This is a genomic window from Paraburkholderia sp. GAS334, assembly GCF_050436625.1.
GTDB lineage: Bacteria > Pseudomonadota > Gammaproteobacteria > Burkholderiales > Burkholderiaceae > Paraburkholderia.
Window position 1 is genome coordinate 21,585 of record NZ_JBNDMO010000010.1, and the last position, 25,156, is coordinate 46,740.

25 protein-coding genes are annotated in these 25,156 nt (G+C 62.2%); 4 read left to right on the forward strand and 21 right to left on the reverse strand.

The window, feature by feature from the left end; all coding sequences use genetic code 11:
- The first annotated feature begins 187 nt into the window (after window positions 1–187).
- Window positions 188–1,162 (forward strand): DMT family transporter, encoded by a 975-nt coding sequence (locus tag P3T21_RS19330; RefSeq protein WP_429257559.1) that lies wholly within the window; start codon window positions 188–190, stop codon window positions 1,160–1,162.
- Between the two features lie 84 nt (window positions 1,163–1,246).
- Here the strand turns inward: P3T21_RS19330 and P3T21_RS19335 are convergent, their stop codons facing one another.
- Both P3T21_RS19335 and P3T21_RS19340 read right to left on the reverse strand, forming a co-directional pair.
- Window positions 1,247–1,570 (reverse strand): RnfH family protein, encoded by a 324-nt coding sequence (locus P3T21_RS19335; protein WP_429257790.1) that lies wholly within the window; start codon window positions 1,568–1,570, stop codon window positions 1,247–1,249.
- A gap of 5 nt (window positions 1,571–1,575) precedes the next feature.
- Window positions 1,576–2,013, reverse strand: coding sequence for a type II toxin-antitoxin system RatA family toxin (locus tag P3T21_RS19340; RefSeq protein ID WP_429257560.1), 438 nt, complete (start codon window positions 2,011–2,013; stop codon window positions 1,576–1,578).
- Between the two features lie 100 nt (window positions 2,014–2,113).
- Here P3T21_RS19340 and smpB point away from each other — a divergent pair, with 100 nt between their 5' ends.
- Complete coding sequence (gene smpB / locus P3T21_RS19345; RefSeq protein ID WP_429257561.1) at window positions 2,114–2,560, forward strand: SsrA-binding protein SmpB; 447 nt, start codon at window positions 2,114–2,116, stop codon at window positions 2,558–2,560.
- 67 nt (window positions 2,561–2,627) lie between these two features.
- Here the strand turns inward: smpB and P3T21_RS19350 are convergent, their stop codons facing one another.
- The 3 genes from P3T21_RS19350 to ppsA form a co-directional block, all read right to left on the reverse strand.
- A complete protein-coding gene (locus P3T21_RS19350; protein ID WP_429257562.1) occupies window positions 2,628–3,563 on the reverse strand; it encodes an SPFH domain-containing protein in 936 nt (311 codons plus the stop codon).
- Between the two features lie 41 nt (window positions 3,564–3,604).
- Window positions 3,605–4,048, reverse strand: a complete 444-nt coding sequence (locus P3T21_RS19355) for an NfeD family protein (protein ID WP_429257563.1) — start codon at window positions 4,046–4,048, stop codon at window positions 3,605–3,607.
- Between the two features lie 87 nt (window positions 4,049–4,135).
- The gene (ppsA, locus tag P3T21_RS19360) at window positions 4,136–6,541 is read right to left on the reverse strand and encodes a phosphoenolpyruvate synthase (protein WP_429257564.1); all 2,406 of its coding nucleotides are present in this window, start codon (window positions 6,539–6,541) and stop codon (window positions 4,136–4,138) included.
- Window positions 6,542–7,031: 490 nt separating this feature from the next.
- On the opposite strand from ppsA, the gene ppsR reads away from it, so the two are divergent.
- A complete protein-coding gene (gene ppsR, locus P3T21_RS19365; protein ID WP_429257565.1) occupies window positions 7,032–7,847 on the forward strand; it encodes a posphoenolpyruvate synthetase regulatory kinase/phosphorylase PpsR in 816 nt (271 codons plus the stop codon).
- A gap of 33 nt (window positions 7,848–7,880) precedes the next feature.
- On the opposite strand, the gene P3T21_RS19370 is transcribed toward ppsR, so the two are convergent.
- From P3T21_RS19370 to rpsB, 16 genes are all read right to left on the reverse strand, one after another.
- Window positions 7,881–8,663 carry a TrmH family RNA methyltransferase gene (locus P3T21_RS19370; RefSeq protein ID WP_429257566.1) on the reverse strand — a complete coding sequence of 261 codons (783 nt, stop codon included), beginning with the start codon at window positions 8,661–8,663 and terminating at the stop codon, window positions 7,881–7,883.
- A gap of 53 nt (window positions 8,664–8,716) precedes the next feature.
- On the reverse strand, window positions 8,717–9,493 hold the full coding sequence (gene rnhB / locus P3T21_RS19375; protein ID WP_429257567.1) for a ribonuclease HII: 777 nt from the start codon (window positions 9,491–9,493) through the stop codon (window positions 8,717–8,719).
- Window positions 9,490–10,659, reverse strand: coding sequence for a lipid-A-disaccharide synthase (gene lpxB / locus P3T21_RS19380; RefSeq protein WP_429257568.1), 1,170 nt, complete (start codon window positions 10,657–10,659; stop codon window positions 9,490–9,492). The genes rnhB and lpxB overlap by 4 nt, the downstream gene beginning before the upstream one ends.
- A gap of 3 nt (window positions 10,660–10,662) precedes the next feature.
- The gene (gene lpxA, locus P3T21_RS19385; RefSeq protein ID WP_429257569.1) at window positions 10,663–11,451 is read right to left on the reverse strand and encodes an acyl-ACP--UDP-N-acetylglucosamine O-acyltransferase; all 789 of its coding nucleotides are present in this window, start codon (window positions 11,449–11,451) and stop codon (window positions 10,663–10,665) included.
- Between the two features lie 48 nt (window positions 11,452–11,499).
- Complete coding sequence (gene fabZ / locus P3T21_RS19390) at window positions 11,500–11,964, reverse strand: 3-hydroxyacyl-ACP dehydratase FabZ (protein WP_429257570.1); 465 nt, start codon at window positions 11,962–11,964, stop codon at window positions 11,500–11,502.
- Window positions 11,965–12,165: 201 nt separating this feature from the next.
- Complete coding sequence (gene lpxD, locus P3T21_RS19395; protein WP_429257571.1) at window positions 12,166–13,242, reverse strand: UDP-3-O-(3-hydroxymyristoyl)glucosamine N-acyltransferase; 1,077 nt, start codon at window positions 13,240–13,242, stop codon at window positions 12,166–12,168.
- 20 nt (window positions 13,243–13,262) lie between these two features.
- A complete protein-coding gene (locus tag P3T21_RS19400; protein WP_429257791.1) occupies window positions 13,263–13,793 on the reverse strand; it encodes an OmpH family outer membrane protein in 531 nt (176 codons plus the stop codon).
- 41 nt (window positions 13,794–13,834) lie between these two features.
- On the reverse strand, window positions 13,835–16,147 hold the full coding sequence (gene bamA / locus P3T21_RS19405; RefSeq protein WP_429257572.1) for an outer membrane protein assembly factor BamA: 2,313 nt from the start codon (window positions 16,145–16,147) through the stop codon (window positions 13,835–13,837).
- 67 nt (window positions 16,148–16,214) lie between these two features.
- A complete protein-coding gene (gene rseP, locus P3T21_RS19410; RefSeq protein WP_429257573.1) occupies window positions 16,215–17,603 on the reverse strand; it encodes an RIP metalloprotease RseP in 1,389 nt (462 codons plus the stop codon).
- 7 nt (window positions 17,604–17,610) lie between these two features.
- The gene (locus P3T21_RS19415; RefSeq protein WP_429257574.1) at window positions 17,611–18,813 is read right to left on the reverse strand and encodes a 1-deoxy-D-xylulose-5-phosphate reductoisomerase; all 1,203 of its coding nucleotides are present in this window, start codon (window positions 18,811–18,813) and stop codon (window positions 17,611–17,613) included.
- 10 nt (window positions 18,814–18,823) lie between these two features.
- Window positions 18,824–19,645: a phosphatidate cytidylyltransferase gene (locus P3T21_RS19420; protein WP_429257575.1), complete on the reverse strand. Its 822-nt coding sequence runs from the start codon at window positions 19,643–19,645 to the stop codon at window positions 18,824–18,826.
- Complete coding sequence (gene uppS, locus P3T21_RS19425) at window positions 19,639–20,421, reverse strand: polyprenyl diphosphate synthase (RefSeq protein ID WP_429257576.1); 783 nt, start codon at window positions 20,419–20,421, stop codon at window positions 19,639–19,641. Before uppS ends, P3T21_RS19420 begins: the two co-directional genes overlap by 7 nt.
- A 63-nt stretch (window positions 20,422–20,484) precedes the next feature.
- Entirely contained in the window at window positions 20,485–21,045 is a 561-nt protein-coding gene (gene frr, locus P3T21_RS19430) for a ribosome recycling factor (protein WP_429257577.1), read from the reverse strand.
- A gap of 97 nt (window positions 21,046–21,142) precedes the next feature.
- Complete coding sequence (gene pyrH, locus P3T21_RS19435) at window positions 21,143–21,856, reverse strand: UMP kinase (protein WP_429257578.1); 714 nt, start codon at window positions 21,854–21,856, stop codon at window positions 21,143–21,145.
- A gap of 222 nt (window positions 21,857–22,078) precedes the next feature.
- Entirely contained in the window at window positions 22,079–22,960 is an 882-nt protein-coding gene (gene tsf / locus P3T21_RS19440) for a translation elongation factor Ts (RefSeq protein ID WP_429257579.1), read from the reverse strand.
- 192 nt (window positions 22,961–23,152) lie between these two features.
- Window positions 23,153–23,905: a 30S ribosomal protein S2 gene (rpsB, locus tag P3T21_RS19445; RefSeq protein ID WP_429257580.1), complete on the reverse strand. Its 753-nt coding sequence runs from the start codon at window positions 23,903–23,905 to the stop codon at window positions 23,153–23,155.
- Window positions 23,906–24,319: 414 nt separating this feature from the next.
- On the opposite strand from rpsB, the gene map reads away from it, so the two are divergent.
- Complete coding sequence (gene map / locus P3T21_RS19450; protein ID WP_429257581.1) at window positions 24,320–25,129, forward strand: type I methionyl aminopeptidase; 810 nt, start codon at window positions 24,320–24,322, stop codon at window positions 25,127–25,129.
- Window positions 25,130–25,156: the final 27 nt, after the last annotated feature.

A 25,156-nucleotide genomic window follows, 5' to 3' on the forward strand; every position in this document is an offset into this window, starting at 1 on the left:
TCGATCCGGTTTCGTTTGCTCGTTCGGCTACACCGGGCTGGATCCGGTGCCCTGCCCGGCGTGTACGAGGCGCCTTTGAGCCTTTCGCGCGGCATTCGCCCGGCCGGAGTGCAGGATCGAACAAGACGCCGACCCACCTTGCCGTGTTAACCTGCGCGCCTTTATAGCATTTTGGTTCGAGGTAGTAATGCGGCGCGGTGTGGCATATGGCGTGATGGCCGGAGCGTTATGGGGCGTGGTTTTTCTCGCGCCACGGCTTCTCGCGGATTTTTCCCCGCTTCTCCTTGGCGCGGGCCGCTACGTGATGTACGGCGTCGTGTCCGTGCTGGCGGCACTGCCTTCGGCGCGCTCGCTGCTGCGCCGCCTGACGCGCGAGGACCTGCGCGCGCTCGTCACGCTTGCCCTCGCCGGCAATATCCTCTATTACGTGCTGCTGGCGAGCGCCGTGCACATGGTCGGCGTGGCGCCGTCGTCGCTAATCGTCGGCGTGCTGCCCGTCACGGTCACGCTGCTTGGCCGGCGCGATCACGGCGCCGTACCGCTCACGCGCCTGGTACTGCCGCTGGCGATGGTCGTCGCGGGCATCGCGTGCATCAATATCGATGTATTCACCGTCGATGGCGGCGGCGCCACAAGCGTGACGACCAAAGTCGCCGGCCTCGTCTGCGCGGCTGGCGCGCTCGCGTGCTGGACGTGGTTCGCCGTCGAAAACACCCGCTATCTGCGACGCAATCCGCATTTCAGCGGCAACGAGTGGTCGGTGCTGTGGGGCGTGGTCACGGGCGCGCTCGCCGCGATCATGTGGGGCGTGATTGCCGTGCTGCCCGCGGGCGTAGCGCCGGCACCCGTTGCAGATGCCCGCTGGCATCTGTTCTGGACAGTCAACCTCGTGCTGGCGATCGGCGCGTCGTGGCTGGGCAACGGGCTGTGGAACGCAGCGTCGAAGCGGCTGCCGCTCACGTTGTCCGGTCAGATGATCGTGTTCGAGACGCTGTTCGCGCTGCTCTATGGTTTCATCTACGACCACCGGATGCCCCGTCCGCTCGAGATGGCCGCCATTGCACTACTCGTGGCCGGCGTCAGCTGGTCGGTGCGTCAGCACGCCAGTGATGACCCAGACGAGACGCCGATCGAAGAAAAGGCGCAGGTCTCGGCGCACTGAGCGCACAGCACACGAAGCCACGTTGAGCGCGGCGACGACGCAGGATCACAATACGGACAACCGAAGAAGGGGAAAAAAACTGACCTACCGCGAGTCCTTGTTCTGCCACCTGCGCCCTTCGATCGAGCCCGCCTTGCGGGTTTTCTGCACGCGCCGCTGACGCGCTTCCTTAGGATCGACGATCAACGGCCGGTAGATCTCCACGCGGTCGTGTTGGGCCAGGACGGTGTCGAGCGGCTTCACCTTGCCGAACACGCCAGTCTTCAGCGCTGCAAGATCGATCTCCGGATGCCGCTGGAGGATGCCGCTCGCGTCAATGGCCTGCTGCAGCGTCGCGCCTTCCGGCAATTCGACGGCAATCAGCGTCTGCGTATCGGGCAGCGCGTAGCAGACTTCGATCGACAGCATCGCGCTCATGCCTTACCGTAGCGCTGGTCAGCGCGCTTCACGAACGACTCGACGAACGTGTTCGCGATATGACTGAACACCGGTCCGATGATTTTCTCGATGATAATGCTCGAGAATTCGTAGTGCAGCGCGAATTCGATCTTGCAGGCGTCCACGCGCAGCGGCGTGAACCGCCAGAAGCCGGTGAACTTCCTGAACGGGCCGTCCGCGAACTCCATATCAATCCGCGTGGGGCGTTGCTGGGTATTGTGGGTGGCGAAATGCTGCTTGATGCCCTTGAAATTGATGTCGATTTTCGCCTCCATCCCGTTCTCGTCCTGACGTCGGATTTCGACACCGCCGCACCACGGGAGGAAATTGGGGTAATCGGCCACGTCGGTGACGAGGTCAAACATCTGTTCCGCCGAATGGCGGATCAACACGGTTTTCTGGACATCTGCCATAAATTGCGCGACAAGTGGCAACGGTGGAAAAGCGCTGCGGGCTTTCCTTGCCCCGCTTTGCTAAAATCGTGATTTTAAACGAGTTGGGCACTTTCCATTCATGAGCATCATCGACAACAGAAAAGCCTTCTTCGACTATTTCATCGAAGAGCGCTACGAAGCGGGGCTCGTGCTCGAAGGATGGGAGGTCAAGTCGCTGCGCGCGGGGCGCGGCCAGATCAAGGAAGGTTACGTCGTGATCCGTAACGGCGAACTCTTTCTGATCGGTGCGCACATCAGCCCGCTGCCGGAAGCTTCGACCCATATCCACCCGGATCCGGTCCGCACACGCAAGCTGCTGCTGCACAGCGAAGAGATCAGCAAACTGATCGGCAAGGTCGAGCAGCGTGGCTATACGCTCGTGCCGCTGAACTTCCATTACAAGGGCGGCCGCGTGAAGTGCGAGATTGGCCTCGCGAAGGGCAAGAAGATGCACGACAAGCGCGACGTCGAGAAGAAGCGCGACTGGGAACGCGAAAAGGCACGTTTGATGCGCACGCCGACCTGATGGCGTCTGCCTTCCGATGAAAAAACCCGCAGGAGTCTGCGGGTTTTTTATTTCGGTGCGCCTTCGGTCAACGGGTTTCGCCTGCCGCCGCCTTCCCGCGGTTCACGATCGTCAGCGCCGAGGCGATCATCGTGCTCATGTCCGCCAGGTTACCCGGCACGATCAGCGTGTTGCCCTGCTTGGCCAGATTGCCGAACGCGTTCACATACTGTTCGGCCACTTTCAGGTTCACCGCTTCCATGCCGCCATTCGACTGGATCGCCGCCGCGATCTTCTGAATGGCCTGCGCGTTCGCTTCGGCCACCGCCAGAATCGCCGCGGCCTGACCCTGCGCCTGGTTGATCGCCGCCTGCCGCTCGCCCTCCGAGCGCTGGATCGCCGCTTCACGACCGCCCGACGCGATATTGATCTGCTCCTGCTTGCGCCCTTCCGATGCCGCGATCAACGCGCGCTTTTCGCGCTCGGCGGTGATCTGCGCCTGCATTGCGTGGAGAATCTCCTTGGGCGGCGTCAGGTCCTTGATCTCGTAACGCAGCACCTTCACGCCCCAGTTCGCCGCGGCCTGATCGAGCGACGATACGATACTGTGGTTGATGAAATCGCGCTCTTCGAACGTCTTGTCGAGTTCCAGCTTGCCGATCACCGAACGCAGCGTGGTCTGCGACAGCTGTGTGATCGCGAATACGAAGTTGCTCGATCCGTACGACGCCTTCATCGGATCGGTCACCTGGAAATACAGCACGCCGTCGACCTGCAACTGGGTGTTGTCGCGCGTGATACAGACCTGGCTCGGCACTTCGAGCGGAATTTCCTTGAGGATGTGCTTGTACGCGATGCGGTCGATGAACGGCACGACGATGCTCATGCCGGGCGTGAGCGTCGCGTGATAGCGGCCGAGCCGTTCGAGCACCCAGGCGTGCTGCTGCGGCACGATCTTGATGGTTTGTGCGGCGATCACGATGACGATCACCAGCACGATTGCCCCGACAATAGTCAAATCCATCTGCTCACTCCTTATGGTTATTCGATGCGCTGTCCGCGCTTTCAGGCCCCCACAGCCTGCTTCCTTGCTGCCACGATCAGACAGCTTCCGCGTAACGCGGTGACCTCGTAGAGCCGCGCGTCTTCGGGTTCGCCGGGCGCCAGTTCGACGTCCCAGTCCGCGCCGCGGTAGCTGATCCGCGCACGCCGGTCGTGCCAGTCCGACACACTGAGCGTGGCGCCGATGTCCAGGTTGACGTCGGGATTGCGCAATGCGTCCTTGCGCACCCGCCGGCCGAAGCGCGAGCGGCGCAGCAGGATCACTGCCGCGAGTGCAACCGCCGCCGCCAGCGCGAGTTGCAGATCGATATTCGCGCCGGCCCAGCGCGCCAGACCCGCCGCGACAAACCCCAGCGCGACCATCAGCATGTAGAAGGTGCCACTGAACAACTCCAGCACGACGAGCACCCCCGCACCCACCCACCAGAACAGCCCACCTGTTGCCACGTCGACCTCCAGAAAGCAAAACACCCCGGATATACCGGGGTGTTTATAGCACGAACCTGATGCGTTATTCCGCGCCTTGACGCTTGTTTACTTCGCCGACGATTTCGCCAGCGCCTGCCACGTCTCGATGACGGTATCCGGGTTCAGCGAAATCGACGCAATGCCTTCGTCCGTCAGCCATTGCGCGAAGTCCGGGTGATCCGACGGGCCCTGACCGCAGATGCCGACGTACTTGTTCAGACGCAGACACGTTTCGATCGCACGCTTCAGCATGAACTTGACCGCCGGGTCGCGTTCGTCGAAATCGACGGCCAGCAGTTCCATGCCGGAGTCGCGGTCGAGGCCGAGCGTCAGCTGCGTCAAGTCGTTCGAACCGATCGAGAAACCGTCGAAGAATTGCAGGAATTCTTCAGCGAGGATCGCGTTCGACGGCACTTCACACATCATGATCAGACGCAGGCCCTTTTCGCCGCGCTTCAGGCCGAACTTCGACAGCAGCCCGACCACACGTTCCGCCTGCTTCAGCGTCCGCACGAACGGCACCATGATCTCGACGTTGTCGAGGCCCATTTCTTCGCGCACCTTCTTCAGCGCGATGCATTCCATCTGGAACGCTTCGGCGAAATCATCCGCGATGTAACGCGACGCGCCACGGAAACCCAGCATCGGGTTTTCTTCGTCCGGCTCGTAACGCGAACCGCCGATCAGCTTCTTGTACTCATTCGACTTGAAGTCCGACAGACGCACGATCACGGGCTTCGGATAGAACGCAGCTGCGATCGTCGCGATGCCTTCGGTCAGCTTGTCGACGTAGAACGCGCGCGGCGAAGCATGGCCGCGTGCGACGCTTTCCACGGCCTTCTTCAGATCCTGATCGATGTTCGGATACTCGAGGATCGCCTTCGGATGCACGCCGATGTTGTTGTTGATGATGAACTCGAGGCGAGCGAGACCCACGCCTGCGTTCGGCAACTGCGAGAAGTCGAACGCGAGTTGCGGGTTACCGACGTTCATCATGATCTTGACCGGAATCTCGGGCAGTTCGCCGCGCTGGATTTCGGTCACTTCGGTTTCGAGCAAACCGTCGTAAATCTTGCCTTCGTCGCCTTCCGCGCACGATACCGTGACGAGCGCGCCTTCCTTCAGGACGTCGGTTGCGTCGCCGCAGCCCACGACTGCCGGCACGCCGAGTTCACGCGCGATGATCGCCGCGTGGCACGTACGGCCGCCACGGTTCGTGACGATTGCCGATGCACGCTTCATCACCGGTTCCCAGTTCGGGTCGGTCATGTCGGCGACGAGCACATCGCCCGGCTGCACCCGTTCCATTTCCGACGGATCGTGAATCACGCGCACCGGACCCGCGCCGATCTTCTGACCGATCGCACGGCCGGTTGCGATGACCTGCGACTGGCCCTTCAGCTTGAAGCGCTGCTCGACCTTGCCCGCTGCCTGGCTCTTCACCGTTTCCGGACGCGCCTGCAGAATGAATATCTTGCCGTCGCGACCGTCCTTGCCCCACTCGATGTCCATCGGACGCTGGTAGTGCTTCTCGATGATGACCGCGTACTTCGCGAGTTCGATCACGTCTTCGTCGGTGATCGAGAAGCGGTTGCGCTGCTCGTGCGACACGTCGACGGTCTTCACGCGACCCTGTTCGCCAGCCTTCGTGAATTCCATCTTGATCAGCTTCGAGCCGATCGAGCGACGGATGATCGGGTACCTGCCTTGCGCGAGCGTGGTCTTGAAGACGTAGAACTCGTCCGGATTCACGGCGCCCTGCACGACCGTTTCACCGAGGCCGTAGCTCGACGTGATGAACACGGCATCCTTGAAGCCCGATTCGGTATCGAGCGTGAACATCACGCCCGCTGCGCCGACGTCCGAGCGCACCATGCGCTGCACACCCGCCGACAACGCGACTTCAGCGTGCGTGAAACCCTTGTGGACACGATAGGAAATAGCGCGGTCGTTATACAGCGACGCGAACACGTGCTTCATGCGATCGAGCACGTCGTCGATGCCGACTACGTTGAGGTAGCTTTCCTGCTGACCGGCGAACGATGCGTCCGGCAGATCCTCTGCCGTCGCCGACGAGCGGACGGCGAACGAAAGCTCTTCAGGCGAGCTGTTCTGGAGCGTGTCGAAGCCTGCGCGGATTTCCTGTTCGAGACGCGGCTGCATCGGCGCATCGACGATCCATTGACGGATCTCCTTGCCCGCTTCAGCAAGTGCCTTCACGTCGTCGACGTCGAGCGTCTCCAGACGTTTCGCAATGCGTTCGGTGAGATTGTTGTGATGCAGGAAATCGCGGAACGCGAGCGCCGTCGTGGCGAAACCGGTCGGCACGCGCACGCCTGCTTCAGCGAGCTGACTGATCATCTCGCCGAGCGAGGCGTTCTTACCGCCCACAATCTCCACATCGGTCATCCGCAACTGCTCGAACGGAACTACATACGCCAGATCCTTTGTGACGTTAACTGCGTTAGTCATACAAGCCCCTAAGTGTGAAAGAAATTCACGGCTGTGCAAGTGGGCTCTGACGCGGCCGCTCATAAGAAGCGGTGACGCGTCTTGCACAACCTGTTGGAGAAACAATCGCACAGCGCATTCATCTGCGGGGCCGCTCGCGGATGAAACGCGAGGAAGCAGAAGATTCACCGAACTTGACGGCATTCAACGTGTAATACGGACGAAAAGCCCGGCATCAACGCGGATTGCCTGCAATTGCTTATCCAACAGGTTGCCGCTATTCTACCGTGCCGACTCCCGAAATGTGACAGTCGGCAGAGAATTGCGCCTCGAACCGCGTCCCGGTCTGTCGGGCGGGCCTTTACGAGGTCTGCGCCGTCCGGCGGAACGCATTTTGTGGCCACACGGCGCGCTGCTTCGACGCCGCCGCGAGCCTTGAATCGCGCGCGGTGAAACATGCGGCGATGTTTCTTTCGAGCGTGTTTTTCCGCTCACGTTCCCTGCTCCTCCGATGCCGCCCACCGTATTCATCGTCTCCGACGGTACCGGGATCACTGCCGAAACCTTCGCGCATTCGATCCTCTCCCAGTTCGACCAGAAATTCCGTCTGGTCCGCGTGCCTTTTGTCGATTCGACGGAAAAGGCATACGCCACGCTCGAAAAGATCAACGAAGCCGGTCAGCACGAAGGCCGGCGGCCGATCGTGTTCACGACGCTCGTCGATAGCCCTTCGAACAACATCGTGAAGGACTGTAACGCGCTCGTGCTCGACATGTTCCAGACCTTCATCGAGCCGCTCGAACAGGAACTGGAACTGAAGTCGAGCCATGCGATGGGCCGGGGGCACCAGAACGCCGACACCGAGGAGTACAAGAACCGGATCGAGGCGATCAACTTCTCGCTCGCGCACGATGACGGCCAGTCGAACCGCAATCTCGCGGACGCCGATGTGATCCTGGTCGGCGTATCACGCAGCGGCAAGACGCCGACGAGCCTCTATCTCGCGATGCAATACGGCGTGAAGGCGGCGAACTATCCGCTGATTCCCGAGGACTTCGAACGCGGCAAGCTGCCGACGCCGTTGCTTGAGCATCGTCAGAAAATGTTCGGGTTGTCGATCGATCCGCAGCGACTGTCGGAGATCCGTAACGAGCGGCGGCCGGGCAGCAAATACGCTGCGCTCGAGAATTGCCGCTACGAGATCAATGAAGCGTCAGCGATGATGCGGCGTGAAGGAATCAAGTGGCTGTCGTCGACGCACAAGTCGATCGAAGAAATCGCAACGACGATCCTGCAGGAAATCAAGCTCGACCGTTCGTCGTATTGACGCTGAAGCGTGTAGCGCGCTTCGACCCGAAGATCAGGCGCCGCGCTGCTGGCGGCACTGCTCGAAGAGACACACGGCGGCTGCGGCCGCCACATTCAGCGATTCCATGCCGCCTGGTTGCGGAATCGTCACCCGATGCGTGACCGCATCACGCCACGCCTGCGACACACCCGCGCCTTCGTTGCCGAATACCCATGCATGCGGGCCGGACAGGTCGCAATCGTAAATCGCCCGCGCGCCATGCGAATCGGTGATCGTCACTGGTATGTCGAGCCGACCGATCAGCGCCTCTGCTTCGACGTCTTCGTGAATCTCCAGCAGAAAATGTGCGCCCATTCCCGAGCGCAGCACTTTCGACGACCATGCGTAAGCCGTCCCCGGCGCGCAAAACACGTGCGACACGCCCGCGGCCGCCGCACTACGCAGGATCGATCCGACGTTGCCCGCATCCTGCACGCCATCGAGTACGACGCAGGTCTGCGTGACCTTGTCCGGCAGCGGCGCATCGAGCTTTTCGACCAGCAGCAGAATCCCCACGCCGTGCACGACGCTCGACAGTTGCCCGAACAGCGCATCCGGCAGCGTGATGACGCGATGCCCGTCGATCCGCGAGACGATCGCCTGCGCTTCCTCGTGACGCAGCGCGCCTTCGGTGACGATGCACGTCTCCGGCTGACCCGCAACATCGAGATACGCGCTCGCCAGGTGGAAACCTTCGAGTAACGCGTGCGCGCTGCGCCGCTGCTGGTGCGTCGAGCCGGCCAGCGCTTTCAGTCGTTTGTAGAGCGGGTTGTCCCGCGACGTGATGGCTTTCACAGGTGGCGAAGAAGGTTCAGGTGGTCAGAACGCCGGTCCGGCGCTGGAGCGCTTCAGAATGCGGGTGCACCGTCGCCGAATGCATTACCGGCGCCGTCATCCAGCGCGCCTTCGAATGCGTCGTCGCGCAGGGCTGGCAAGACAACCGGCACCTTCCCCGGCAATGTGACCGGCATACCCAGCCGCGCATGCGCCTCGCGCACCGGCGCAAACGAGCGCCGATGATGCTCGCACGGCCCGTGTTCGAGCAGCGCCGCCAGATGCTGCGGCGTGCCGTAGCCCGAATGCGCATCGAAGCCGTAGACGGGATACGTCTGATGCAGTTCGAGCAGCATGCGATCACGCGTGACCTTTGCCAGAATCGACGCAGCCGAGATGCTTTTCACCAGCGCATCGCCGCCGACAATCGCCTCGCTGCGAATGCTCAGCACCGGACAGCGATTGCCGTCGATCTTCACGAGCGTAGGCGTGACGGCGAGCCCTTCGACAGCGCGCTTCATCGCGAGCATCGTGGCGTGCAGGATGTTGAGCGTGTCGATTTCCTCGACCGACGCCGACGCGATGCAGAACGCCAGCGCGCGGTCGACGATCTTGTCGTACAGCTCCTCGCGCTTTTTCGCGGTGAGCGCCTTTGAATCGTCGAGACCGCGAATCATGGGCTTCGCCGGATCGAAAATGACCGCCGCCGCGACAACCGGACCGGCCAGCGGGCCACGCCCGGCTTCATCGACACCGCACACGATCTCGACGTCTGAATCGAAGTTCAGACCGGCCTGGATCGCCGCTGAGCCATCAGCAACGTTACGGCGCGGCGTGCGGGCGGCGTTCACCGCCGCCCCTTGCGGGTTTCGATGATGCCCGTTACCACTTCCGCGGCGCGCTGGGCCGTATTCTGCTTCAGCACGTGATGCATTTCCGTGAAAATTTCCGTGAGCGTACGGCGATTGGCTGCGTCGTTCAGCTGCGTCAGCGTGGCGTCGGCCAGCGCTTCAGGCGTCGCGAAATGCTGGAGAATTTCCGGCACCACGAAACGCCCCGCCAGAATGTTCGGCAAGCCGATGTACGGCAGATAACCCTGCCGCCGCATGATCTGGCCCGTCAACCAGGGCACCTTGTACGAGATCACCATCGGCTTTTTCAGCAGCGCGGCTTCCAGCGTCACGGTGCCGCTCTTGACGAGAATCGCGTCGGCGGCGGTCATCGCAGTTTGCGACTGGCCGTCGGTGATCGTCAAGGCGAGACCCGGATGCGCTTCGGCGAGCGGCTTCAGCAGTTCGCGCAGCGCGGGCGTGGCCGCCGGCATCACGAAGCGCACGCCGGGTTCGCGCTGCTGCATCAACGCCATCGCGTCGAAGAACGTCGGCCCGATCAGTGCGATTTCCGAGCGCCGGCTGCCTGGCAGCACGGCGATCACCGGGCCGCTTTCCGGCAGACCGAGCGTGCGGCGCGCCCCCAACGTATCGGGCACGAGCGGAATTTCGTCGGCCAGCGGATGACCGACGTAGGACGCGGCGACGCCCGCCTTCTCAAGCAGCGCCGTCTCGAACGGGAACACGCACAACATGTGATCGACCGCTTTCGCGATCTTCTTGATGCGGCCGCCGCGCCACGCCCAGATCGACGGACACACAAAGTGAATCGTCGGAATACCCGCGTCGCGCAGCGGATGTTCGAGTCCGAAATTGAAATCGGGAGCGTCGACGCCAATGAACGCGTCCGGCGGATCGGCCAGCAGCTGACGCTTCAGTTCATTGCGGATGCCGAGAATTTCGGGGATGTGCCTGAGCGCTTCGACGTAACCGCGCACGGTCAGCTTTTCCATCGGCCAGTGCGCGTCGAAACCCGTCGCGATCATGCGCGGGCCGCCGATGCCGTAATACTGCGTGGATTCGGGCAGACGGCTCGACAGGCCCTCGAGCAGCGATGCCGCGAGCAGATCGCCCGACGGCTCGCCGGCCACCATTGCAAGCCGCAGCGGGCGGGGTTGCAGCGCCATCGGCTAGCGGATGATGCCGCGCTGCGACGCTTCGACGAAGGCGACCAGCGCCTGCACCGGAGCATCGCCGTCGCCGCCGGCGGTCGCGAGTTCGCGCAACTGCACCTTCGCTTCTTCCAGCGACAGGCCGTTCTTGTACAGCACACGATAGGCCGAGCGCAGCGCCGAGATCGCGTCCACCGAAAAGCCCCGGCGACGCAGCCCTTCGACATTGATGCCGTGCGGCTCCGCCTTGTTGCCGGCGGCGATCACGAACGGCGGAACGTCCTGCACGAGAGCCGACGCGCCGCCGAGCATCGAATGCGCGCCGATGCGCACGAACTGGTGCACGCCCGACATGCCGCCGATGATCGCGTGGTCCCCGATCGTCACGTGACCGGCCATCTGCGCGTTGCTCGACAGAATGACGTTGCTGCCCACGCGGCAATCGTGGCCGATGTGCACGTACGCCATGATCCAGTTGTCGTCGCCAAGCGACGTGACGCCCGCGTCCTGCACCGTGCCGGTGTGGATCGTCGTGAACTCGCGGATCATGTTGCGATTGCCGATCTCGAGCCGGGTCGGCTCGTCCTTGTACTTCATGTCCTGCGGACGACCACCGACCGATGCAAAATGACCGATGCGGTTGTCCTCGCCGATCGTCGTGTGACCTTCGATCACGCTGTGCGAACCGACCGTGGTCCGTGCGCCGATCGTGACGTGTGCGCCGACGATGGCATACGGTCCGATTTCGACTGACTCGTCGAGCTGTGCGCCCGGCTCGATGATCGCAGTAGGATGAATCCTGCTCATGCGCCCTCGCTTGTGATTCGTTGCGTTGTCCGGATGCTGCGCGGCGTATTACTGGCCATCGTCCGTCGTGCGGACTGCGCACATCAGATCGGCTTCCGCCGCGACCTGACCATCCACCTCGGCGCGCGCCTTGAACTTCCAGATGCCGCGCATATGCCGCTCGAACGTGACGTTCAGGATCAGCTGGTCGCCCGGTTCGACCACGCGCTTGAAGCGGGCGTTATCAATACCGACGAAGAGATACAGCGTGTTGTCCGGATCGTGCGGCTCTTCCGCGAACGTCAGGAGCGCGGCCGTCTGGGCGAGCGCTTCCAGGATCAGCACGCCGGGCATGACCGGGCGCTTCGGAAAGTGGCCCATGAAATACGGCTCGTTGATCGACACGTTCTTCAACGCCTTGATGCGCTTGTGCGGCTCGAGTTCGAGCACCCGATCGACGAGCAGGATCGGATAGCGATGCGGCAGCAGCGTGAGAATCTTGTGGATGTCGAGATTGATTTTTTCGGTGCTCATGGTGTTTCTGCTCACGCGTAGGTGGCGCGATGATGACTGCGGGTGCTTGCGCAGGCAGGTTGATAACGCGTGCGGCCGTCGTTTTATGTGACCTGGCGGCGTCTCCCACCGCCGGGGCACGTCAACGGCGCTTACGCCGTGCTCGTACTATTTATGCTGCTTCTGTTCTTTGTACTGCCTGGCCCTTTGGCCGTTGCCTCGTCAAACCTTGTCGCCGGATGCGTTACCGGCAGCTGCTTCCAGCGCCTTGATACGATCCCGCAACTTGTCGATATTGCGCAGCAGTGCCGCGCTCTTGTTCCACGAGGCATGATCGACCGCCGGAAACGCGCTCGTGTACATGCCGGGCTTCAACAACGATTTCGATACGCCGGATTGCGCCGTGACGATCACATAATCGGCGAGCGTCACGTGACCGGCAATGCCCACGGCGCCACCGATCATGCAATGGCGCCCGATGGTCGTGCTGCCGGCGATGCCCGCACAGCCCGCGATGACCGTGTACGCGCCGACCTTACAGTTATGGCCGATCTGGACGAGATTGTCGATCTTCACGCACTCTTCGATGATCGTATCGGCCATTGCGCCGCGGTCGATCGTCGTATTTGCGCCGATTTCGACGTCCGGTCCGATCGACACGCCGCCGACCTGCGGAATCTTGACCCAGCTGCCTGTGCGCTCGTCGCCGTCGCCAGTGAAATCGGGGGCGAAACCGAAACCATCGGAACCGATCACGGCGCCGGCATGGATGATCACGCGCGGACCGATCCGGCAACCATAGTAGACGGACACGTTCGGGTAAAGATGCGTGCCGTCGCCGATCTGCGTGCCGCGGCCGATTACCACGTTCGCATCGAGCTGCACGTTCTCGCCGATCACGGCACCCGCTTCCACCGTCACATTCGGACCGATGACGGCGCTCGCCGCGACCTTCGCCGAAGGATCGATCGTGGCGCTGGCATGCACGCCCGGCGCGCGCTTCGGCGCCGCGAGGTCGATGAACGCCTGGGCGATGCGCGCGAAGTAAGCGTAAGGGTTGGGCGTGACGATGAAGTTACGGTTCGAATCCGGAGCGAGCTTCGCGAGGTCGTCGGCGTTGATCAGTACGGCGCCCGCGCGGGTCGTTTCGACCTGCGACAGATACTTCGGGTTCGCGAGGAACGCCAGCTGTTCCGGACCAGCCTGATCGAGCGGCGCGAGACTGCCGACGCGATGCGCCGGGTCGCCGACTACCGTGCCGCCGAACTGCCGGGCGATGTCCTCGAGCGTAAATGCCATGCGTGCACTGCTCCTGCTGTTCAGTTGGCGCTGTTCGACGCCGCGAGCGCCTTCAGCACCTGATCGGTGATATCGATACGCGGGCTGACATACACCGCTTCCTGCACGATCAGGTCGTAATGCTGCGCCTCGGCGATCTGCTTGATCACCTTGTTCGCGCGATCCAGCACCGCCGCCAGTTCCTCGTTACGGCGCTGGTTCAGGTCTTCGCGGAATTCACGCTGCTTGCGCTGGAAATCGGTGTCGAGCTGGGACAGATCGCGCTGCTTCTGCGCGCGATCCGCCGGCGACAGCGATGAACCATTCTTGTCGAGCGAATCGGACATCGACTTCAGACGCGCCGCCATGTCCTGCAGATCCTTGTCCCGCTTCGCAAACTCGGCCTCGAGCTTGGTCTGCGCCGCCTTCGCAGCCGTGGACTCGCGCAGGATGCGGTCGGAATTGACCGCCGCGATCCTGGCTTCCTGCGCGTGCGCCGCGGCGCTCACGCCCAGCGTCGTTGCCAGCGCCAGCGCGCACATCACACGTTTCGAAAACATACCGGTTAGCAAAGTCATCCTCTCGATACTGTAAGTGATCCCGGACTGTGCGATCAGAATGCCGTCCCGATCTGGAACTGGAACTTCTGGTACTGGTCGCCGGTGTGCTTCACGAGCGGGAAACCCAGGCTCAGCTTGAGCGGCCCGATCGGCGAAATCCACGCGAGACCGACACCGTAGCCGTAACGCAGGCCGTTCGCGCCGGTCGAGGTAGCGGCGGTACTCGCGTCCGCCCAGACGTTACCCGCATCGAGGAACGTGAACACGCGCAACGTACGGTCGTAGCCGGTGCCCGGCAACGGGAACGTAAGCTCGATGTTGCCGACAATCATCTTCGAACCGCCGATCGGGTCGTTCGTTGTGGCGTCGCGCGGACCCAGCGAGCTCGGCTCATAGCCACGCACCGAACCGATACCGCCGGCGTAGTAGTTCTTGAAAATCGGGTACGGCTTGCCTTGAAGACCGTTACCGTAGCCGCCCTGGAAGTTAAGGCCAAGCACGAAGCCGCGCGAGAACGAGTAATAATACTGCGCCTGGAGATCTGCCTTGTAATACGTCGTACCGCCGATCGGCGTGCCATATTCAGCATTCGCCTGCGTGAAGTAACCACGGCTCGGCACGAGCGCGCTATCCCGCGCGTCGCGCGACCAGCCGACAGTAAGCGGCACGTTGTTCGATACGCGACCGAACTCCTGAACGTACAGCTTGTACGAAGCCGGCGTGTTTTGATCGACGTCGAGCGTATTCTGTTCGAGGCCCGCGCCGAAGTAGACCGTATCCACTTCCGAGAACGGGATACCGAACTTCAGGTCGCCGCCCATCGTGACAATCTTGAAGCTCGAATCCGTCGAATAATACAGCGGCTCGTACGTACGGTAGTAGACGTCGGTGATGCGCTTGATGCCGTCGACCGTGAAGTACGGATCGACCTGCGTCACCGTCAACGTACGGTACGATTTCGCCGTATTCACGTTGACCGAGAGACTCGTACCGGAACCGAACACGTTGTCCTGTGAGACACCCGCCGACAGCACGACCTTGTCGGTCGACGAGAAACCCGCGCCCAGCGTGATCGCGCCGGTCGGCTTTTCGGCCACCTTGACGTCGACGTCCACCTGGTCAGGCGTGCCTTCTACCGGGGTCGTCGTGACGTCCACATCGGTGAAGTAGCCGAGACGGTTGACCCGGTCTTTCGACAGCGCGAGGCGGTTCGAATCGAACCACGAGCTTTCGAGCTGGCGCATTTCGCGACGGACGACTTCATCCCGCGTACGCGTGTTGCCTACCACATTAATACGGCGCACATACACGCGGCGGCTCGGATCGACCTGCAGCGTGAGGTCGACCGTGTGATGTTCCTGGTCGATCTGCGGCAGCGCGTTCACGGTCGCGAACGCGTAGCCGTACTCGCCGAGCTTGTCGACGATCGCCTTTGTGGTGGCCTGCAGCTTTTCAGCCGAGAAACGGTCGCCAGCCTTGATCTTGATGAGCTTGGTGAGCTCAGCTTCGCGATCCAGCAGATTGCCCGCGAGCTTGATGCTCGAGATCTTGTACGGCTCGCCTTCGTGCAACGCGACCGTCAGGTACATGTCCTTCTTGTCCGGCGAGATCGACACCTGCGTCGACTCGATGCTGAACTCGAGATAACCGCGATTCAGGTAGTACGAGCGGACATTTTCGAGGTCGCCAGTGAGCTTTTCCTTCGCGTACAGATCGTTCTTCGTGTACCAGGAGAACCAGTTCGGCGTGGACAGCTGCATTTCATCGCGCAGCGTGCCCGTGCTGAACGCCTTGTTGCCGATGAAGTTGATCTGGCGGATCTTCGCGCTCGGACCTTCGACCACCGAGAACAGCACCGCAACGCGGTTGCGGTCGATCGGCGTGATCGTCGTGGTGACTTCGGCGGCGTAGAAGCCGCGCGTCAGGTACTGACGTTTCAGTTCCTGCTCGGCCTTGTCGACGAGCGCCTTGTCGTAATAACGGCCCTGCGACAGCCCGACCGCGCGCAGCGCCTTCGCCAGGTTGTCCTTTTCGAATTCGTGAATGCCGGAGAAATCGATCGTGCCGATGGCCGGACGTTCGATGACCTGCACGATGACAACGTTGCCTTCGGTGGCAATCTTCACGTCGTTGAAGAAGCCCGTTGCGTAGAGCGCGCGGATGGCTTCGGAAGCCTTGTCGTCACTGAACGTATCGCCCTGCTTGATCGGCAGATACGAAAACACGGTACCGGGTTCGACGCGCTGCAACCCCTCGATCCGAATGTCCTGCACCACGAAAGGTGTCGTCGCGTGAGCCACCAGCCCATGCGCGGCAAATGCCGCGGCTACAACTGTCTTTGGAACAAAGCGATGAGGTTTAAACAACGTGCTTCCCCAGTGTGTATAGCTGCATCAGGTCGGGCGGTCGCCATCGTGAACGCCACCAGACACTTTAAAAATGGATTAAACGAGCAAGATCGTTGAAGAGCGCGATCGCCGATAGTGCGACGATGCAAACCAGCCCCGCTCTCTGCAAAACAAGCTGCCAGCGATCGGATACGGCTTTGCCGGTAACAGCTTCAACCAAATAATATAACAGATGACCCCCATCCAATACCGGAATTGGTAAGAGGTTTAACACTCCGAGACTGATACTGACGAGCGCGAGGAACGATAAAAACGCGGACGGACCAAGGCGCGCGCTCTTTCCGGCGTAGTCCGCGATGGTCACGGGACCGGACAGGTTCTTGAGCGATGCCTCACCTGTAATCATCCGGCCGAACATGCGAAGCGAGTAAACCGCGATATCCCACGTACGGTGTGCACCGAGCTGGACGCTCTCAATCGGACCATAACGGACATCGACCGACGGCACCTGGGTCGCGAGCGCCGCGCCAATCCGGCCGATATTCTGGCCGCTTGCGTCATCGCGCGTCATCACCGGCACGATGCTGAGGTCCTGACGCGCGCCCGGCTCTTTGCCCTGCGCGCCACGCTCGATCTGCAGCGTAATCGACCTGCCCGCATGCGACTTCACGTAAGCAATGAAAGCTGTCGCGCTGTCGACCGGCTTGCCGTCCACCGCACGTACCCGGTCGCCCGCGACGAGACCCGCATTCTGCGCCGCGCTGCCCGGCTCGATGGCGGCCACCGACAACGTGCCACCGCCCGGCTCGAAACCGAGCCGCGTCATGAAATCGTCGTCGATATCGCGATCGGAGACGCCGCGCAGGTCCAGCGCGAAATCAAACGTGCCACGGCTGTCTTTCGCGCCGAGCACGACGCGCCGGTGATCGAACGCCGCGCCCAGCAGCTTCCAGCGCAGATCGGACCACGAACGGACCGGTTCGGTCTCGCTACCGTTTTCATCGCGGATCAAGACGACGGTTTCGCCGCCGTCAAAGCCCGCGCGCGCGGCCGGCGTATTCGCGGCCGGCGCTGCGACAATCGCCGACGGCTCGGTCACACCGCTCGCGAACACGGCCGCGAACAGTACGATGGCCAGCAGGAAATTCGCGACCGGGCCCGCGACGACGATTGCAAACCGTTTCGCGACCGATTGCTGGTTGAACGCGTGCGGCAGTTCCTCGGCGGAAATCGTCGCGCCTTCCTCGCGCTCGTCGAGCATCTTCACGTAGCCGCCGAGCGGCAACGCGGCAATGGTCCATTCGGTCCCGGTCTTCTTGCTGACCCACTGAACGAGCGGTTTGCCGAAGCCGATCGAAAACCGCAGCACCTTCACGCCGCACATCCGCGCGACGCTGTAGTGGCCGTATTCATGCACGACAACGAGCACGCCAATCGCGACAGCGAAGGCAACCAGTTCGATCAGCAGGTTCATGAACGCCTCACTGGACGGCGCGTTCCGGGCGGGCGCCCGCAGGCAGACGGTCGATAAAGGCCGTGGCCGCCCGGCGCGCGGCTGCGTCGGCTTCGATCACGTCATCGAGGGCGGCAGCGCTGCGGTTCGGCAACGCATTCAGCACCGAGTCGACCACCTGCGCGATGGCCATGAAGCCGATACGGCGCGACAGGAACGCATCAACGGCAATCTCGTTCGCCGCATTCAGCGCCGCGCTTGCGATGCCGCCTTCAGCCAGCGCCTTCATCGCGAGCGCGAGACAGGGAAAACGCGCGTAATCCGCCTTCTCGAACGACAGCGAGGCGACCTGTAAGAGATCGAGTTGCGCGACGCCCGAATCGACACGATCCGGGAACGCCAGTGCGTACGCGATCGGCGTGCGCATGTCGGGGTTGCCGAGTTGCGCGAGCACTGAACCGTCCGCATACGAAACCATCGAATGGATCACGCTCTGCGGATGAATCAGCACCTCGATGCGTTCGCCCGGCAGATTGAACAGCCAGTGCGCCTCGATGACTTCGAGGCCCTTGTTCATCATCGTCGCCGAATCGACCGAGATCTTGCGGCCCATGACCCAGTTCGGATGCGCGCAGGCTTCGTCGGGCGTGACGTCGACGAGCGTCGACGGTTCGCGCGTCCGGAACGGGCCGCCCGACGCGGTCAGGATGATCTTCGACACACCGCCATGCAGCGCGGCTTCGCGCGGCAGGCACTGGAAAACCGCGTTGTGTTCGCTGTCGACCGGCAGCAGGATCGCGCCGTTGTCTCGCACGGCGTCCATGAAAATCGCGCCGGACATCACGAGCGCTTCCTTGTTCGCGAGCAGGATGCGCTTGCCGGCGCGCGCCGCGGCGAGGCTGGGCGCGAGGCCCGCCGCACCGACGATCGCCGCGACAACGGTATCGCAATGCTCGCTCTTCGACACGTCGACGAGCGCCTGTTGGCCATACGCGACTTCGGTCTTGCAACCCGCTTCGCGCAGCTTCGTGGCGACCTGCGCGGCGGTTGCCGCATCGCCGACGACAGCCACGTCAGGCTTGAAGCGCAGACACTGTTCGACGAGCTTGTCGCCGTTGCGGTGCGCAGTCAGCGCGTAGACGGAGAAACGCTCGGGATGACGCGCGACGACATCAAGCGTGCTGTCTCCAATCGAGCCCGTGGAACCGAGCAGAGTTAATCGTTTTTGCATGTCTCTTTCTCTAGCCGAGCAGCAGCATCGCAAGCGGCAGCACCGGCAATAACGCGTCGATGCGGTCGAGGACGCCACCGTGTCCCGGCAACAGACCACTGGAATCTTTCACGCCGGCCTGGCGCTTCAGCATCGACTCGAACAGGTCGCCGACGACGCTGAATACAACCAGCACAGTCAGCGCGATGAGCGCGCGTGGGGCGCCGAGGCGCTCCAGCAGCGCCGAATACAGGGTCGGCTCGAACGCATAGGTGGCAACGGCCACGATGGCCACGACCAGCACGGCGATCCAGCCTCCAACCGCGCCTTCCCAGGTCTTGCCCGGGCTGATGGCAGGCGCGAGTTTGTGCCTGCCGAATGCCTTACCCGAGAAGTATGCGCCGATATCGGCCAGCCATACCACTAGCAGCAGGGACAGCACGAACGGCACGCCAGCCATGCGGGCCGCGACGAGCGCATGCCAGCACGCGACGAATACCAGCAGGCCCGCAATCAGCAGGAAACCGCGCCAGGCACCCTGCGCGAGCGTCGGCTTTCTCAGCAACACGAACGGCCCGACCAGCACCCAGAACACCGACGCCGCCTGAAACAGCGGCCGGTATTGCTCGACGCCGGTGCCAGGCTTCGTGCTCGCGACCAGCACCGCGGCCGCTATCAGCGCATAAACGACCGGCCCGGCGCCGCCCAGCTTGAGCAAACGCGCCCATTCCCACGCGGCAAAGACCACGACGAACGCGATCAGCGCGCCAAACGCGCCCACCGGTGCAAACAAGGTGACCGGCAGAAAGACAGCCAGCAGGACGATCGCCGTGATGACACGGGTTTTTAGCATGGAAGCGAATCGACGTTCTGCGATTGCGGTTCGAGCTGCGCGCTCGTGCGGCCGAAGCGGCGCTCACGCTCCGCATAGGATTCGATGGCGTGACCGAGCGCGTCCGCGTCGAAATCCGGCCAGTAGGTATCGGTGAAATAGAACTCGGTGTACGCGAGTTGCCACAGCAGGAAGTTGCTGATGCGCTGCTCGCCGCCGGTACGGATGAAGAGATCCGGCTCGGGCGCGTAGGCCATCGCCAGATGTTCGGCGAAGGCTTCTTCGGTGACCTCGACGGGACGGCCCGCCGCGACCGACTGGTCGACCAGCTTGCGGGTGGCCTGCATGATGTCCCAGCGGCCGCCGTAGTTGGCGGCAATAGTCAGCGTCAGGCGGGTATTTCGGGCGGTTTTGGTTTCCGCGCGACGGATCAGGTCCTGGATCCGCGTATCGAACATCGCCAGGTCGCCGACTACGCGCAGCCGGATGCCATTCGCGTGCAGCTTGCCGATTTCGCGCTCCAGCGCCGTCACGAAGAGGCGCATCAGGAACGACACCTCGTCGTTCGGACGACGCCAGTTTTCCGAGCTGAACGCGAACAGCGTCAGATATTCGACGCCGCGCCGTGCACACGCCTCGACGGCGGCCCGCACCGCGTCGACGCCGCGCGTATGGCCCGCCACACGCGGCAGCCGGCGCTGCGTCGCCCAACGGCCATTGCCGTCCATGATGATCGCGATATGTCGCGGCACCGCCGCGACATCAGGCACGCGAACGGTAGAGCTGGTATAGGTCATGGCCGTCGGGACAGTGACTGCAAAAATGAAGTGAAACCGTGAAGGTTCTGGAGCCGGACGGCTTCAGACCGTCATGATCTCGGCTTCCTTGGTCGTCACGAGCTTGTCGATTTCCGCGACGAACCGGTCCGTCAGCTTCTGGACTTCGTCACCGGCACGACGCTCGTCGTCTTCGGAGATCTCCTTGTCTTTCACGAGCTTCTTCAGTTGCTCGTTCGCGTCACGGCGCAGGTTGCGCACCGCGATCTTGGCCGTTTCGGCTTCGCTCTTGACGACCTTCGTCAACTCGCGGCGGCGCTCTTCGGTCAGCGCGGGCATCGGGACGCGGATCACATCGCCCTGCGTGGCCGGGTTCAGGCCCAGGTCGGATTCGCGGATCGCCTTTTCGACGACCTGCACCATCTTCTTTTCCCAAGGCTGGACGCCGATTGTGCGTGCGTCGATCAGCGTCAGGTTCGCGACCTGCGAGATCGGCACCGGCGAGCCGTAGTAATCGACCTGGATGTGATCCAGAAGACCCGTGTGGGCACGGCCCGTACGGATTTTCGACAGATCGTTCTTGAACGCTTCGATCGAACGCTGCATCTTCTGATCAGCGCCCTTCTTGATGTCAGCCACAGACATGATTAAACCTCCGAACCTTTAAATCGGTGCAGGCGGGTCAGCGCGCATGAGCGGCGACCTGGGCCCGCGTTCAAGCCCACGTTACGTGGAAGGGAGTTTACACGTGGACGAGCGTGCCTTCGTCCTCGCCTTGTACGATGCGCTTGAGCGCGCCCGGCTTGACGATCGAAAACACGCGGATCGGCAGCTTCTGGTCGCGGCACAGCGCAAAAGCCGTCGCGTCCATCACCTGCAGATTGCGGCCGATCGCCTCGTCGAAGCTGATGGTGGTGTAGCGCGTCGCCGTGGCATCCTTCTTCGGATCGGCCGAATAGACGCCATCGACCTTGGTGGCCTTCAGCACGACTTCCGCGCCGATTTCGGACCCGCGCAGCGCGGCGGCGGTGTCCGTCGTGAAGAACGGGTTGCCGGTGCCGGCCGCGAAAATCACGACCTTGCCTTCTTCCAGTTGACGAATGGCGCGCGGGCGGATGTACGGCTCGACCACCTGATCCATGCGCAGCGCGGACTGCACGCGCGCCTCGATACCGGCGTGACGCATCGCGTCCTGAAGCGCCAGCGCGTTCATCATCGTAGCGAGCATACCCATATAGTCTGCCGTCGCGCGGTCCATACCGGCCGCGCCACCTGCCACACCACGGAAAATATTGCCGCCGCCGATCACCACCGCCAATTGCGTGCCGAGCCGGACTACCTCGGCCACGTCCGCCACCATTCTTTCGATCGTCAGGCGGTTGATGCCGAAAGCATCGTCGCCCATGAGAGCTTCGCCGGAGAGTTTGAGGAGGACGCGTTTATAGGCAGTGGGCATAGAGGTATCCGGATCGCGCTGAAGAGGACGACAACAACTTGGAACTGTAGGGGCGAAATGCTGATTCGGGCAAGCGTCGCCAAATTATCGGGCCCGAAGGCCCGACCCGGGCGGCCGTCGCGCGGGGATCAACCCGCGCAACAGCCCGCGTTTAACCGCGTGGCGCTGCCGGCCGCGGCAGGGTCTTGCCCTGCCGCGGGTCCAACGGTATTGCGATAATACTTATTGCTGCTTTGCAGCAGCGACTTGCGCGGCCACTTCAGCGGCGAAGTCGTCCTGCTTCTTTTCGATGCCTTCGCCGACCACGAACAGCGCGAATTTCTGCACGCTCGTGTTCGCTGCCTTCAGCATCTGCTCGATCGTCTGCTTGTCGTTCTTAACGAACGGCTGGTTCAGCAGCGACACTTCCTTCAGATACTTCTGCACGCTACCGTCGACCATCTTCGCGATGATTTCAGCCGGCTTGCCCGATTCGGCGGCCTTCTGTTCAGCGATGCTGCGTTCCTTGGCAATCAGGTCAGCCGGCACTTCGTCCGACGACAGCGAGACCGGCTTCATGGCCGCGATGTGCATCGCGACGTCCTTGCCGACCTGCTCTTCCGCGCCGGTGTACTCGACCAGCACGCCAATGCGCGTGCCGTGGAGGTACGCTGCCAGCTTGTTCGACGTTTCGAAGCGCACGAAACGGCGGATCGACAGGTTTTCACCGATCTTGCCGACCAGCGCCAGACGCACCGCGTCGACCGTCGAGCCTTCCAGCGGCAGGGCTGACAGGGCTGCGACGTCAGCCGGGTTTTGCGTGGCGACCAGTTGAGCAACGGTGTTCGAGAAAGCCAGGAAGTCGTCGTTCTTCGAAACGAAGTCGGTTTCGCAGTTCAGTTCGACGATCGCGCCTGCGGTGCCGCCGATGAACGAAGCGATCACGCCTTCAGCCGTCACGCGCGATGCTGCCTTGCTGGCCTTGTTGCCGAGCTTCACGCGCAGCAGTTCTTCCGCGCGGGCCATGTCGCCTTCAGCTTCCGTCAGGGCCTTCTTGCATTCCATCATCGGCGCGTCGGTCTTCGCGCGCAGTTCTGCAACCATGCTTGCGGTAATTGCCGCCATCATTCGCTCCTTGAGTCTGTCTTTCACACGCCGCCCGCACTTCGATGCCGGCGGCAAGAATTCGTTTCCGCTGCGGCGCGAAATTTTTGCCGCGCCGCGTTCCGGGCTTCATTCCCGGACTGCACTCTTTGTCGCGACTTAAAAAAAGGGGGCCTGTAGAAAGCCCCCTTTTTTGCCGGACACGGGGCAGCCTTACGCTTCCGGGTTGACCTCGACGAACTCGTCGCCGTCACCGCCACGGGCAGCCTGCACGACTTCGTTGACCGCGTTAGCACGGCCTTCGAGGATCGCGTCAGCCACGCCTGCCGTGTACAGAGCGACTGCCTTGCTGGCGTCGTCGTTACCCGGGATCACGTAGTCGATGCCTTCCGGCGAGTGGTTTGTGTCGACCACGGCGATGACCGGCACGCCAAGCTTGTTCGCTTCGGTGACAGCAATCTTGTGGTAGCCGACGTCGACGACGAAAATCGCGTCCGGAATGCCGCCCATGTCCTTCACGCCGCCGATCGACTTTTGCAGCTTCTGGATTTCGCGTTCAAACAGAAGCGCTTCTTTCTTGCTCATGCGCTCGGTCTCGCCCGATTCAACGGCCGCTTCCATGTCCTTCAGGCGCTTGATCGATACTTTCAGCGTCTTGAAGTTGGTCAGCATGCCGCCGAGCCAGCGCGCGTTGACGTAAGGCATGCCAGCGCGTTGTGCCTCTTCGGCGATCGTGTCGCGCGATTGACGCTTCGTGCCGACAAACAGGATCGTGCCGCGGTTCGCTGCCAGTTGACGCACATACTTCAGTGCGTCGTTGTACATCGGCAGCGTCTTTTCGAGGTTGATAATGTGAATCTTGTTGCGATGACCGAAAATGAAGGGGGCCATCTTCGGGTTCCAGAAGCGCGTCTGGTGACCAAAGTGGACACCGGCTTCCAGCATTTGACGCATGGTAACTGCCATGAAAATCTCCGCGAGGGTTAGGGTCTTAAGCCGGCTGCCGTATCCGCTGCGCCGCCCCCGCCATCTGCGAGAACCTGACGCCGCGAACACCCTGGGTGCGCCGGCTTGCGAGTCTGCTGCTTTTGCTTCGCTTTTGCTTCTTTTACTGCTCTCTATAGGTCGCTCGGGCGGACAACATAACCCTGAACGACTTAGCCAAAGATTATAGCACGCGACTATCGGCCGACTCAACCCGCGTGGTTGCCCGGAAAACGCATGGGCGGTTGCACCTTTAATCAACGACTCGCCGTCGCCACCGCGCCCGCCAGAAGCCACCGATACCTGGCCGGATGGCTGAAGCCCTGTCGCAAAAGGCAGCGGCAGGCCCCATATGGTGCGATAATCCCGAAATAAATCGCATTTCAGGCCCGACTCATGGCTATTACGCTCAAAAACGAAGACGATATCGCGCAGATGCGCATCGCCGGCAAGCTCGCAAGCGAGGTCCTCGACTACATCACGCCTTACGTCAAGGCAGGCGTCACGACGGGCGAGCTCGATCGCCTGTGCCACGAATACATGCTGAATGAACAGGGCACGATCCCGGCGCCCCTCAACTATCAGCCGCCCGGCTATCCGCCTTATCCGAAAGCCACATGCATTTCGGTCAATGACGTGATCTGTCACGGCATTCCAGGCGAAAAGACGCTCAAGAACGGCGATGCGCTCAATATCGACGTGACCGTCATCAAGAATGGCTATTTTGGCGACACGAGCCGGATGTTCATTGTCGGCGAAGGCTCGATTCTGGCGAAACGGCTCGTGCAGACCACGTTCGAATGCATGTGGCTCGGCATCGAGCAGGTTCGCCCAGGCGCGCATCTCGGCGATATCGGCCACGCGATCCAGCGGCATGCCGAGGCGCAGGGCTACAGCGTCGTGCGGGAATACTGCGGCCACGGCATCGGCCAGGTTTTTCATGACGATCCCCAGATCCTGCACTACGGCCGCCCCGGCACCGGCATCGAGCTGCAGAAAGGTATGATCTTCACGATCGAGCCGATGATCAACGCCGGCCGCCGCGACATTCGCACGATGCCCGACCAGTGGACCGTGAAGACGAAAGATCGCAGCCTGTCGGCGCAGTGGGAACACACGATACTGGTTACCGATACCGGTTACGAAGTGCTGACGGTCTCCGCCGGAACGCCTGCTCGCCCTGCGCTCGCCGCCACCACCGCCTGAGCGGTCCTTCGATCTCCTGCCCCGGTT

What these genes read in the sequence shown, in the direction of transcription:
- uppS (WP_429257576.1), bottom strand. Translation starts at nt 20,421, where the DNA reads ATGACCTATACCAGCTCTACCGTTCGCGTGCCTGATGTCGCGGCGGTG.
- pyrH (WP_429257578.1), bottom strand. Translation starts at nt 21,856, where the DNA reads ATGCCCACTGCCTATAAACGCGTCCTCCTCAAACTCTCCGGCGAAGCT.
- P3T21_RS19350 (WP_429257562.1), bottom strand. Translation starts at nt 3,563, where the DNA reads ATGGATTTGACTATTGTCGGGGCAATCGTGCTGGTGATCGTCATCGTG.
- P3T21_RS19420 (WP_429257575.1), bottom strand. Translation starts at nt 19,645, where the DNA reads ATGCTAAAAACCCGTGTCATCACGGCGATCGTCCTGCTGGCTGTCTTT.
- map (WP_429257581.1), top strand. Translation starts at nt 24,320, where the DNA reads ATGGCTATTACGCTCAAAAACGAAGACGATATCGCGCAGATGCGCATC.
- P3T21_RS19415 (WP_429257574.1), bottom strand. Translation starts at nt 18,813, where the DNA reads ATGCAAAAACGATTAACTCTGCTCGGTTCCACGGGCTCGATTGGAGAC.
- lpxB (WP_429257568.1), bottom strand. Translation starts at nt 10,659, where the DNA reads ATGGCGCTGCAACCCCGCCCGCTGCGGCTTGCAATGGTGGCCGGCGAG.
- lpxD (WP_429257571.1), bottom strand. Translation starts at nt 13,242, where the DNA reads ATGGCATTTACGCTCGAGGACATCGCCCGGCAGTTCGGCGGCACGGTA.
- fabZ (WP_429257570.1), bottom strand. Translation starts at nt 11,964, where the DNA reads ATGAGCACCGAAAAAATCAATCTCGACATCCACAAGATTCTCACGCTG.
- tsf (WP_429257579.1), bottom strand. Translation starts at nt 22,960, where the DNA reads ATGGCGGCAATTACCGCAAGCATGGTTGCAGAACTGCGCGCGAAGACC.
- P3T21_RS19330 (WP_429257559.1), top strand. Translation starts at nt 188, where the DNA reads ATGCGGCGCGGTGTGGCATATGGCGTGATGGCCGGAGCGTTATGGGGC.
- ppsR (WP_429257565.1), top strand. Translation starts at nt 7,032, where the DNA reads ATGCCGCCCACCGTATTCATCGTCTCCGACGGTACCGGGATCACTGCC.
- frr (WP_429257577.1), bottom strand. Translation starts at nt 21,045, where the DNA reads ATGTCTGTGGCTGACATCAAGAAGGGCGCTGATCAGAAGATGCAGCGT.
- lpxA (WP_429257569.1), bottom strand. Translation starts at nt 11,451, where the DNA reads ATGAGCAGGATTCATCCTACTGCGATCATCGAGCCGGGCGCACAGCTC.
- smpB (WP_429257561.1), top strand. Translation starts at nt 2,114, where the DNA reads ATGAGCATCATCGACAACAGAAAAGCCTTCTTCGACTATTTCATCGAA.
- rseP (WP_429257573.1), bottom strand. Translation starts at nt 17,603, where the DNA reads ATGAACCTGCTGATCGAACTGGTTGCCTTCGCTGTCGCGATTGGCGTG.
- rpsB (WP_429257580.1), bottom strand. Translation starts at nt 23,905, where the DNA reads ATGGCAGTTACCATGCGTCAAATGCTGGAAGCCGGTGTCCACTTTGGT.
- P3T21_RS19335 (WP_429257790.1), bottom strand. Translation starts at nt 1,570, where the DNA reads ATGCTGTCGATCGAAGTCTGCTACGCGCTGCCCGATACGCAGACGCTG.
- ppsA (WP_429257564.1), bottom strand. Translation starts at nt 6,541, where the DNA reads ATGACTAACGCAGTTAACGTCACAAAGGATCTGGCGTATGTAGTTCCG.
- P3T21_RS19340 (WP_429257560.1), bottom strand. Translation starts at nt 2,013, where the DNA reads ATGGCAGATGTCCAGAAAACCGTGTTGATCCGCCATTCGGCGGAACAG.